Consider the following 12,221-nt stretch of genomic DNA (forward strand, 5'->3'; position numbering starts at 1 on the left):
GAAATTGATTTTCATTATCGCTATCAAAAATGACAACATTATTATTTAATAACATTAAGATCCGAGTTGAAAGAACTCTTGTATTTTTTTATGTATTCTGAAGGTGTCATTCCAAAGAGTTTTACAAACTGCTGTCTGAAATATTTAGGATCTTCAAAGCCAACTTCGGCACTAGCCTGAGTAATATTGATATCTTCAGTAAGCATTAACATTGCCGCTCTTCGAATTCTAACCGAACGAATAAAAGCATTTAAAGTCTGTCCGGAGATGATTTTAATTTTTGTGTATAACGTTCTATGGCTCATGCCCATTTCAAGGGCAAAGTTTTTAATCGTAAAATCTCTTTTATGAATGTTGGCTTCTACAATATCAATACACTTTTTCAGGATTTCCTGATATTCCTGTGGTACTTTTTGAGTGTTTTCTTTAAGCGTTATGCTATCTAAGAAATAAGTACGCAAATTGCTTCGGTTTCTTAATAATGATTCTACCCTAGCGACTAATATATCATCATCAAAAGGTTTGGTAATATAATCATCAGCCCCGTCGTTGATTCCCTGAAGATGGGTTTCCGGATTTTTTGATGCCGTTAATAAAATAACCGGAATATGGGATAATGCATTATTTTCCTTTATTTTTCGACACAATTCCAAGCCGTCCATTTCTTCCATTGTGATGTCGCTAATAACCAAATCGGGCATGTGCTTCTTGGTGAGCCTTAAACCTTCTTCGCCGTTCTGAGCACTGTAAACAATATAAGAATCTGAAAACAGTTTGATAAGATAGGCTCTTATTTCTACATTATCATCAATAATTAAAACCGTTCGTTTTTCAGTAAGCATAATTTTCTGGAAATCCTGCTCTGAAATCGAAGTATTCGAAAGCTGAATACTCTCTTCTGAATCATCGATCATTAATTCATCAAATAATTGACTTCGTTGCGGAACTTCATTTGTAATCTCAATATTATCAAAATGACTGTCTCCTTTAAGGAATGTCAGTTTAAAAATACTTCCTTTGCCTATTTCACTGCTACAGCTTACAGTTCCTTTGTGTTTGTCTACAAAATATTTAACAATATAAAGTCCAATTCCAAAACCTGTACCTATTGAAACTTTTGATTTTACTTGCTTGAATTTTTCAAAAATTACCTCAATATCTTTTTGGTCGATTCCGTCTCCGCTATCCGAAATTTCTAAGTAAATTTCGTGATCGTTTTCCGTTAGTCTAAGATTTATTTCTCCGCCAATTGGTGTGTACTTAAAAGCATTGGACATTAAATTGAACAACGAAATTTCGATTTTTTCATAATCGCCAATGATCACAATTTCATGATCCGGAATCAGAAAATGATATCGAATACTTTTATCTTTTGCCTGATTGACAAAACATTGGTACACTTCATTGCAAAGGTTATTAACATTTATAGGTGATAATCTCAATGAATCTGCATCATTTTCGGCTTTTCTAAAAAGCAATAGCTGATCTACCAGACTCAAAAGTCTTCTGGCATTTCTATGCGCAATCGCCAAATCACTTCCCGAAGATCCGTTTTCGACACTTTCTTTCTGAACCGCTTTTTTCAAAGGATTTATAATCAACGAAAGCGGCGTTCTAAACTCATGAGAGATATAGGTAAACATAGAGGACTGTTTCTCTGCAATTTCTTTTTCTTTCTTGCTTTCGAGTTCGGCTATTTTAACTTTGTATTTTAGTTTTTCTTTGTTTTTATTGTATTGCAGATACGCAAAAACGGCTCCTATACCTGCTAATAAATACAAAGAATAGGCCCACCAGGTTCTGTACCATGGTGGTAAAACTTCAATAGTAATGAGGCTGACTTCTTTGTTCCAGCCTCCTTTAAAATTGGTTGTTTTTACTTTAAAAGTATATTTTCCTTCCGTTAATCGGGCATAATTGGCTTTTCGGGCCTGACCCACATAATTCCATTGCTCATCCCAGCCTTCTAGGTAATAGGCATAATTGATTTTGTCGGCATTATTATAGTCCAGAGCTACAAACTCAAGCGATAATGTAGTTTGATCATATGGCAGGCTCACTTTTTTAATTTTACCCGAATCCCATTCTAAGTTACTTTTGCTTTCTTCTATGGGTTGATTGTTGACATAAAAATCAGATAACAATATATTATTCTTCTGATTGAATCCTTTTATTGCTTCAGGAAAAAAGGCATTAAAACCATTTATTCCTCCAAACAAAAATTCTCCTGTAGAGAGTTTAAGTCCGGCGTTAAAACTAAACTGATTGCTTTGCAAGCCATCGTTGACAGAGAAATTACGAAATGTTTTTCTCTTTTTATCGTATCTACAAATACCATTGTAGGTACTTATCCAGAGATTTCCTTCTTTATCTTCCAGCAACCTTAATACTGTATTAGAAGGCAAGCCGTCGTCTATTGTTAACCTTTTGAAAGTAGTTGTTTTTCGGTCAAACCATAATAATCCGCCTTCCTGAGTTCCTAGCCAAAGGTTTTTATCCCTGTCTTCGTGAATATATCTTACAGGATTTCCAATGGAAATTGTACTTATTTTTCGGGTTGCTTTTTCGATAGAAAATAATGACGTATAATTTCCTGCCCACAATTTTCCGTCACTGGTTTCAGTAATACATTGCAAATTCGTAACCGACGGATCAAAAAGTGTAAAACTGTTTTTTTGCCTGTCAAAGAGATATAAGGCCCCCTCATTTGTAGCGCTTGCCCAGATATTCGCCTGTGAATCTTTGTAAACAAACCAGATATTTTTCTCTATGTGTTTTGTAGTGGGATTATAACAGGAATATGATGTTACCGAATTGTTCTTTGGATTAATTTTATTTACACCGCCTGCCCAGGTCGAAACCCAGATATCATTATTTTGATCCCGTACAATGCTGGTAATAAATTTACTGGAGAGCTTATTACTGTAATTGGTATATGTATTGTTTTTTCGGTCCCAATATTTTAATCCTGCACCATCTGTACCCACCCATACATTGTTTTTTTCGTCTTCGCAAAATGACAAAATAAAGTTTTCAACCTGATCTTTTGAGTTGTATTTTATATTTTTAAAATATTTAGGCGTATTGCTGAGCATACTTATCCCTCCGCGCAATGAGCCAAACCATTTATTACCTGATCTGTCTTCGTATAAACTCCAGACGGAGTTGCTTTTTGCAAGCTCGTTGTCTTTTATCGCATTAGCCGGAACTGCTTTTTTATTTGTACCAATAACTTTGTAAATTCCTGAACCGTCTGTTGCAATCCAGATTTCTTTCTTTCTGTCTACCAGAAGATCTGTTACATTGCATTTTGTCGAAAAATAATTCTCAGAAAGCACTCCTGATTTGGTATTAAACAGAAAAAGTCCTTCATCTGTTCCCAGTAATAAATTCCCATCAGCAGCCAGTTTCATTGCTTTTACTTCTTTAGAAAGCGGAAAAACGACTTTCAAATTTTTAGATTTATAGTTATAACTGCAAACCCCTACATTTTTAATATAGATCCAGGCATGATTATTTTTTTTATCATCCTGAATCGCTATGGCGTCATAAGCATTAACTGTGATGCGATTTCCCGGAATATTTAGCGCAATATGTTTCCCGACAAAAGAACCATTTTCGAAAGCTAATAACCCTAAGCTCTGAGAGGCAATCAAAACCAAATTATCAGAAACAGCACGCATCTGATGAATAATATCCTTTAAAATAACTGCTTTTTTATTAGAAATGGTGTATTGTACAGGATGAAATGTTGCAGTAGTTTTATTGTAAATGCAAACACCGTTTGAACCTCCTACCCATATATTATTTTTAGCATCTCCTTCGATATTATAAACTGTATTGAAGAACAGTGATTTTTTATCATTGATTCGGTTACGAAAAACTTTAAAGCTATAACCATCATAACGATTTAATCCGTCATAAGTTCCAAACCACATATAACCGTCGTTGTCCTGAAAAATTGTAGTTATAGAATTGTTCGACAAACCATCAGAAATATCAAGGAATTTGACTGGATTATCCTGAGCATAACTTAATGGAGGAAAACCAAATAGTAGTATAAAAAGAGGAACTAAATACTTCAAAATAAAAACTGTTTTTTTGATCTTGCGTTAGCAGTACAATTATAAGCTAATTTTATCTATATTTCATAACAAACAATCTACAAAAAATACTTTCAGCGCAATGCTTATAGGATTTTATCGATGCTCTTTACTTTTAATAAACTAATCCCTACGTGAAAAAAAGAAATACCACAAACGCGCAAATATTTACTTAAAAAGAATGCCACAAAGACGCTAAGACACTAAGAATTTTAACAGGTTAGATGCCACAAAGGCAGTAAGGCACAAAGATTCCCTATTTAGCTTTGGCTAAAAAAAAGTATGCCACGAAGGAACTAAGACACAAAGTCTTAAATCATAAAGATTGTAAAAAAAACTTTGTGCCTTCGCGTCTTCGTGGCAAGAAAAAAAAACTTTGTGTCCTAGTGCCTTTGTTGCAAAACCTTGCAGTAAAAAAACTTTGTGTCTTAGCGTCTTCGTGGCAAAACCTAACAATAAAAAAACTTAGTGGTTAAATCTTAACCACATTTAGAGGAACCGCAATCACTGCAAGTAAGACATCCTTCCTGATAAATAAGATTACTTGAGTTGCAATTGCTGCATTTCTGTCCGCGGGCTTCAGTTCCGTCTACGATATAGCGTTTCAGTGCACGTGATACACCATTTTTCCAGGTATTAATAGATTCACTGTCTAATTGCAAACTGCCAATTAGCTCCACCACTTTATCAATTGGCATTCCGTGTCGTAATGTACTTGATATTAGTTTGGCATAATTCCAATATTCCGGATTAAATTTATGAGAAAGCCCTTCGATAGTGGTTTTATAACCTCGGGTATTTTTATATTGAAAATCGTAACGGGTATTTCCGTCTTCATTTTTATTCTTGATAATTAGTCCCTCAGTAACCCAACGCGGAATCAAAATACCGTCTTCATCATCTACCAAACCTGTAAAAATTTCATAAGGCCTGCCTTCCAGTAATCCAATAAAAGCGATCCATTTGTCTTTACTATTTTGAAAACGAACGACATCAGCCTCTAATACCTGAGGACGCTTGGCAGAAAAAACACTTGTTTGTATTTCTGAAGTTTCTTCTTTCTTTTCTGTATTGGCAATCAAAACCCCGGAGCGTGAACCATCACGATAAACAGTAACGCCTTTACATCCTGCCTCCCATGCTTCCATATACAACTTATTCACCATTTCTTCAGGAGTTTCATTCGGAACATTAATAGTAACCGAAATAGAGTGATCGACCCATTTCTGGATTTTGCCCTGCATTCTTACTTTGCTCAGCCAATCAATATCATTACTTGTTGCTTTATAATAAGGTGATTTTTCTACCAATACATCAATTTCTTGCTGACTGTAATTTCTCGAAGTATCATATCCGTTAATAAGCATCCACTCCTTAAATCTGTGATGAAATACCACATATTCTTCCCAACTGTCTCCTACTTCGTCTACAAAATCAACGCGTGCATCTCTATCATTTGGGTTTACTTTTCTTCTGCGTTTGTAAACCGGCAGAAAAACTGGTTCTATACCTGAGGTCGTCTGGGTCATTAAACTTGTTGTACCCGTTGGCGCAATTGTTAATAAAGCAATATTTCGGCGTCCGTACTGCTGCATTTCATTATACAGCTCAGTATCAGCTTCTTTTAATCGAAGTAAAAACGGATTATTTTTTTCTCTTTTAGCATCATAAATAGCAAACATTCCCCGTTGTTTAGCCAAATTCACAGACCCACGGTAGGCTTCTATTGCGAGTGTCTTTTGTATTTTTTCAGCAAACAAAACACCTTCATCACTTCCGTAACGCAAACCTAGTGCTGCCAGCATATCTCCTTCGGCAGTAATCCCAATTCCAGTACGGCGTCCTTCATTTGCTTTATGTTTGATGTTTAACCAAAGATTTTTCTCGACTAGTTTTACTTCTTCGCTTTCCGGATCCTGATTGATTTTTTCTAAAATGGCATCAATCTTCTCGAGTTCCAGATCAATAATATCATCCATTATTCTCTGGGCCGCCGCAACGTGTTTTTTGAAAAGCTCAAAGTCAAAAGAAGCTTTTTGGGTAAACGAATCATTAACATACGAAAACAGGTTTATAGCCAGCAAACGACAAGAATCGTAAGCACAAAGCGGGATTTCGCCACACGGGTTTGTCGATAAGGTTTTATATCCTAAATCAGCATAACAGTCCGGTAATGATTCATTTATGATGGTATCCCAGAATAAAATTCCGGGTTCTGCTGATTTCCAGGCATTATGAATAATTTTATTCCAAAGTTCTTTTGCTTTAATTTCTTTGGAATACAATGGATTATCACTAAATATGGGATATTTTTGTTCGTATAAAGCATCTTGTTTTACTGCTTTCATAAACAAATCATCAATTCGAACAGATACATTGGCTCCGGTCACTTTTCCCTGCTCCATTTTGGCATCAATAAAATCGGCGGCATCGGGATGATTTACAGAAACGGAAAGCATTAAAGCACCTCGACGACCATCCTGCGCTACTTCACGTGTTGAATTGGAATAGCGTTCCATAAACGGCACCAATCCTGTAGAGGTCAATGCTGAATTTTTAACCGGCGAACCTTTCGGGCGAATGTGCGACAAATCATGACCTACTCCTCCTCTTCTTTTCATGAGCTGGACTTGTTCCTGATCTGTTTTCATAATGCCGCCATAGGAATCTGAATTGTCATTACCTATCACAAAACAATTAGACAATGATGCAACCTGAAACGGATTTCCAATACCAGTCATCGGGCTTCCCTGTGGCACCAGGTATTTAAAATCTTTGATCAGATCAAAAACTTCTTTTTCTGTAAGCGGATCTGCATATTTATTTTCGATTCGCACAATTTCTGATGCAATACGACGGTGCATATCATCAGGTGATTTTTCAAAAATATTACCCTGAGAATCTTTAAGAGCATACTTGCTTACCCAAACTGTTGCCGCCAGACTGTCTCCTTTAAAATATTCTAAAGAGGCCTGAATCGCTTCATCCTGAGTGTAAATAATTGTTTCATTTTTTGCAGCTAATAATTCATCCATGATTATAATATTTTGAAGTTTTTTACGAGTTGTAAATTTAGAACCAAATAAACTCTAAAAAAAATAAAATGTAAAAAGTTTACAAAAAACAACCACTAAAATACTAAAAATCAATTTATTAAAAATTTATAAACACATAAAAGTTAACAAATAAATACATTTCAATTTAAACATTAACAGAAAATATGACAAAAGTCATTGAATGATAAAAACCAAATTAATGCGTTAAACAAAAACATAAAAAGGTAAATTTTCTTACTTATTGTAAACATTTGCTTTTTAATTAAGAGTTTTAGCCAATCATGACTTTAATTCTTTTGGATTATTTTATTTCAAACAATAAAAAAAACCTCAATCAGCACTTCACTTTTTGAGGGTATTATAAAATCTGGCTAAAATATTTTATCTATTGCTTATTGTATTTATCAGTACGAGTTTTTTATTCTTATTTTCTAAAATACTTCTACAGGCCACCATCAGCAAGGATAATATTCCAAATCCCATTCCTGCCAATGGAACATTGCTAATGGTACTTTGCGAAATAATCCAGCCTCCAACGGCTGTACCAAGAAATACACCGAGATTTCCAAATGAGGTTGCCAGACTATTCGCAAACTCAAGAGATTTTGGTGCCGCCGAAATCATATAAGCCGATGCGTTTAAAAAACATGGCGCATAAAAAAATCCCCAAAGAGCAACAACAAGTATAGTTATCCAGACGCTGTCTGCGGAATAAATAAGTATTACCGGAATAATTACAGTTCCCAAAAGAAAAAAGGCAACTGTTTTTGTTATACTTCTCGTTAGCATTTTTCCGGAGAGCCAATTAGAGAAAACGCCAACAACGCCAAACAAAAGCAAAAGATAACTAATGGCCGCCATGTCTACTTCTCTGGTTTTTATCAAATAATCAGCAAAATAACTATAAGTAGAAAACCACGATGCAATCATGAAAAAATTCATTGCAGTACTTAAAACAAAGGATTTATCTTTTAGAATTTTAACCTGGCTTCCGTATGTTTTTTTCTCTGGTATTTCTCCCCCAGGCATAATCCTGAAAATTGTAAATAAGGCTAATGCGCTTACTATTGCCTGAACAAAAAATGAAATCTGCCACGTAAAAATACTTGCTAGATAGGTAGCAAACGGCACGGTTGTAACCATTGCCAATGCGATTCCGCCAAGAACAATTCCCATTAACTGATTCTCCTGGCTTTTTTCTCCAGACGCTACGGCGGCGGCAATTGCAGTGGCGATATAAACCGGCTGCAGAAAGGCAGGTAACATTCGAACAATCATCAAAAGCCAAAAAGGCGGTGAAAACGCAGAAACGACAGTTGATAGCAAAAAGATAAAAATAGTGGTGAGCATGATCTTTTTTCTGTCAAAACCCGAAAATAGCAAGGTCATAAACGGACCGGTAAGCGCAATAACAAGTGCAAAAGCACTCAACAGATACGCTGCCTTATCGATTGTAATTTCGTAATAAACGGCAATTTGCGGCAAAATTCCAATTATTCCAAATTCAGTCGTTATGATGCCTATCATCCCAAGGCAACCCACGTATGCAATTTTTTTATTTAGCTTCATTACTTCCAGAATTTAGAAATGAATAAATCGCGTTTTTGATTTTTTGTTGCTGAATGGGTATTTCTATTGTTGCTTTTACTATAATAAGAGAGAACGGGTATTTAAACATATTTGTAACTATTTTGATTAGGGTTGCAAAACTACATTGAGTAGCCTAATTTTGTACCGCATACATCCCAATGTAGGGTACTAACAAAAAAGTAAGTAATGGCAAAAAGAAAAGAAACATCTACAAATACAGAGAACAGAAACTATATCACCTCCTGCGACCTGACTTATGCAGTTTGCCTTGTGGGCGGGCGATGGAAACTGTTGATATTATGCAAACTTGAAAAAGGAAAATTGAGATTTGGAGAATTAAGAAACCAAATATGCAACATTACAGAGCGCATGCTTACTTTGCAATTGCGCGAATTAGAACGAGACGGAATGGTAAAACGTACTGTTTATGCCGAAGTACCGCCCAGAGTAGAATACGAACTTACTGAAATTAGCCTGAAACTAGTACCAATCTGGGGCTTAATAAGCAATTGGGGAGCCGAACACAGAGAAACGATGCTTCAAAAAAATACTGCCGAAGCAGAAAACTTAATAGAACAGCAATAAAAGAAGCGAATCTCTATAATAAAAAAACCACTCTAAAAAGAGTGGCTTTTACTTCTTTGTTCTTCAAAAAGCAATAAAGGCTAAAATAGTTATGAAACTTTAGCCATTAATTCTTCAATTTTAGATGCTGAAATTATCGGATTTGCGCCCGGAGACGAAGCTACTAAAGCGCCTATTGCGCAAGCAAAATCAATGGAGGACTGAGGATCTTTTCCTGTAAGTAACCAGCTGGTTAATGCCGCCAAAAATGAGTCGCCTGCTCCTACTGTATCGGCCACTTCTACAGGATAACCTTCGTTATCATAGAGTTTACCTTCCCACAATAACAAAGCCCCGTGTTTTCCTTTGGTTACACATATCCCAGTTGCTTTTGTTTTGTCTGCAACAAAATGCATGTTCTCTTCCAAACTGGTAAAAGGAGAATGCATAGCTACGGCTATTTCCAACAATTCTTCATCATTGAACTTTATAAAATTAGCCGAATGCATTAACTGGTCTAAGGTTTCATAGGAATAATGGGGTTTTCTTAAATTCACATCAAAAACCTTGTACACATCTGTTTGCAACAATTCTTCCAGAGATTCCCTGGAGACTTCGTCTCTGCAGACCAAACTTCCGTAAATTAAAACATCAGCATCAGCAACGACTTTTTTTGCAAAATCATTCAGCACAATTTTATCCCAGGCAGATGGATAAGCAATTTCATAGGTAGCAGAACCACGCTCGTTTAATGTTACATTTACTAATCCTGTCGGGAAATTTTCTGATTGCATAATCGCATTGGTTTCAAGTCCCATGCTTTTTACCTGATCTATTATGGCGTCTCCGTCTTGATCATTACCTACACAACTAATCATGGCTACCTCGCAACCTAAAGTTTTCATTCGTAAAGCTACGTTTAATGGTGCACCTCCAATCTTTTTTACATGATCAAAAACATCCCAAAGTACTTCTCCATAAGCTACAGCTTTAAGTTTTTTTCCGTTATTCATTCTAAAACTATTTTTACATTATTGTTATTCCGAGTGTGTAATCTCAAGGCTAGAGACAGTAAAAACTAACCTTCAGATTACTACAATCTACTTTTGTATCTTTCGCAAATGCGATTTTTTAAATTCATTTTTACGTTATTGTAAGATACAATAATACTTTTCAACCTCTTTATTGTTTCACAAAAAATTAATAACCTGGATTTTGTTTGTATACTCCCTGGCTAAAATTAATTTGCTTCAACGGAATTGGGCAATATTCCTCTTTATGCGCATCAAAAAAGGCATCCTGATAATAGGTGCGCTTTGTTTTTTCTTCGGTATAAAATTTATTCATCACTTCATCAGTTACACCCCAGCGAACTAAATCGAAGAAACGATTTCCTTCCATAGCCAATTCTAAACGGCGCTCCCAACGCAATGCTTTTCGGGCAAAATCCTGTGTCCAGTTGCAATTGTTTCCGTCAACGTAAGTATTGATTTTAAAGTTTTTTGCATACGGCAATCGTCCTGTACTTTGCGCTGCACGTTCTCTGATCTGATTAATTAATGGCAAGGCTTCTGATTGTCTTCCTAATTCAATCAAAGCTTCGGCGCGCATTAAAATCACATCGGCATAACGAATCTGAATTCTGTTTTTCGAGTTTCCATAAAACGGATCAATATTCACCACACAACTACAGCTTGGTGCTACATTTTCTTTTAATGAGGCAAAATAACCATACGTTCCCGGAGATCTAACCCAGGCTTCAACATAAAGAAATTCAGGATCGTATTTATAAGGCAATCCCGGCATCGCAACAGTATGATACAATCTTGGATCAACCGTATTGGCATCTCTGTTTTTATAATCAAAATCCTGATCGTTATAAGTATCAAATTCAGGTAAACCATTTGCTCCGGTTTTAAAGGCGTTTACTAAGTTTTGACTTGGCTTATGAAAATCGCAGCATCCTAAACCTTGTGGAGTTGAAAGTACATCGGAGAAATTTAATCTTCCGTATAAAGTTCCGTCGTTGTCTGAAAACTGAATTGAGAAGATCGATTCTGCTCCGTTTTCAAAATTACCAGGCAAGAAGTTATTGGCAAAATCAGGTTCTAAACTTGCTTTTCCAATTACTTTATCCGTAGCTGTAATTACTTCCTGTAAATGTTGTTGGTTGATTCCGGTAACTTTATACGTTTCATCTTGTGTATACGCCTGATACAAACGTGTTTTGGCTAAATAGGCATAAGCTGCTTTTTGAGTCGCACGACCTACTTGTGGCTGTGTTTCCGGCAAAGCGTCGGCTGCAGCCTGAAAATCTTCGGCAATTTTGTTCCAAAGTTCTTCGTTTGAAAGTGCTTTGTTGGAGATCGTTTTGTAATTTTCGACCGCAATATCTTCTGTAATATAAGGAACATTCCTGAACATAATTTTCAGCATAAAATAAAAATGGCCTCTCAAGAAACGCATTTCAGCCATACGTGTTTTTTTCAACGGAAAATCAGCTTCTGATATTTGTTCTAATGCTTTCAAGGCTTTATTCGTTCTGGAAACCCCAACATAACTGATGTACCAGAAATTGTCTAATTCACCAAAATCAGGTCGGATATTATTAGACACTTCGAAAAAGTGAAAATCCTGAAGATCATTAGTTCCGCTTCCGCCTTTGTAAGCATCATCAGAACGCACATTCCCAAAAGGCCATAAACTATAAGGCGAATCATAATGATCATTTCCTAATTGTGCATAGGCCGCATTCATAAATCCTTCTACTGATTGCGGTGTCACAATATCTTCTTCTGAAAGTACGCCACGAGGGTCATTCTCCAGAAAATCAGAACAGGAACCCAACATTCCAAGTACTAAAAAAGCAGTTATATATACTAATTTTTTCATGTTTTTTGATTTAAGC

Annotated in this window: 6 protein-coding genes; 1 reads left to right on the forward strand and 5 read right to left on the reverse strand. The window is 35.9% G+C overall.

Annotated features, from left to right (window positions below; genetic code table 11):
• Positions 1 to 41: 41 nt before the first annotated feature.
• The 3 genes from QLQ94_RS18880 to QLQ94_RS18890 form a co-directional block, all read right to left on the reverse strand.
• The gene (locus tag QLQ94_RS18880) at positions 42 to 4,085 is read right to left on the reverse strand and encodes a two-component regulator propeller domain-containing protein (RefSeq protein WP_482498152.1); all 4,044 of its coding nucleotides are present in this window, start codon (positions 4,083 to 4,085) and stop codon (positions 42 to 44) included.
• Between the two features lie 497 nt (positions 4,086 to 4,582).
• Positions 4,583 to 7,138 (reverse strand): adenosylcobalamin-dependent ribonucleoside-diphosphate reductase, encoded by a 2,556-nt coding sequence (locus QLQ94_RS18885; RefSeq protein WP_271335917.1) that lies wholly within the window; start codon positions 7,136 to 7,138, stop codon positions 4,583 to 4,585.
• A gap of 402 nt (positions 7,139 to 7,540) precedes the next feature.
• Positions 7,541 to 8,728 (reverse strand): MFS transporter, encoded by a 1,188-nt coding sequence (locus QLQ94_RS18890; RefSeq protein ID WP_482498154.1) that lies wholly within the window; start codon positions 8,726 to 8,728, stop codon positions 7,541 to 7,543.
• A 207-nt stretch (positions 8,729 to 8,935) separates the two neighbouring features.
• Between QLQ94_RS18890 and QLQ94_RS18895 the strand changes: the two genes are divergently transcribed.
• Entirely contained in the window at positions 8,936 to 9,334 is a 399-nt protein-coding gene (locus QLQ94_RS18895; RefSeq protein ID WP_271335914.1) for a winged helix-turn-helix transcriptional regulator, read from the forward strand.
• 89 nt (positions 9,335 to 9,423) lie between these two features.
• Here the strand turns inward: QLQ94_RS18895 and QLQ94_RS18900 are convergent, their stop codons facing one another.
• Together QLQ94_RS18900 and QLQ94_RS18905 are read right to left on the reverse strand one after the other, a co-directional pair.
• A complete protein-coding gene (locus QLQ94_RS18900) occupies positions 9,424 to 10,326 on the reverse strand; it encodes a carbohydrate kinase family protein (protein ID WP_482498157.1) in 903 nt (300 codons plus the stop codon).
• 187 nt (positions 10,327 to 10,513) lie between these two features.
• A complete protein-coding gene (locus QLQ94_RS18905) occupies positions 10,514 to 12,205 on the reverse strand; it encodes a RagB/SusD family nutrient uptake outer membrane protein (protein WP_271335912.1) in 1,692 nt (563 codons plus the stop codon).
• Positions 12,206 to 12,221 lie beyond the last annotated feature (16 nt).

Source organism: Flavobacterium sp. B114r (assembly GCF_056824125.1).

Bases quoted from the DNA above. Each gene is read 5' to 3' on its own strand.
- QLQ94_RS18890 (WP_482498154.1), bottom strand. From the start codon at position 8,728: ATGAAGCTAAATAAAAAAATTGCATACGTGGGTTGCCTTGGGATGATA.
- QLQ94_RS18900 (WP_482498157.1), bottom strand. From the start codon at position 10,326: ATGAATAACGGAAAAAAACTTAAAGCTGTAGCTTATGGAGAAGTACTT.
- QLQ94_RS18895 (WP_271335914.1), top strand. From the start codon at position 8,936: ATGGCAAAAAGAAAAGAAACATCTACAAATACAGAGAACAGAAACTAT.
- QLQ94_RS18885 (WP_271335917.1), bottom strand. From the start codon at position 7,138: ATGGATGAATTATTAGCTGCAAAAAATGAAACAATTATTTACACTCAG.
- QLQ94_RS18905 (WP_271335912.1), bottom strand. From the start codon at position 12,205: ATGAAAAAATTAGTATATATAACTGCTTTTTTAGTACTTGGAATGTTG.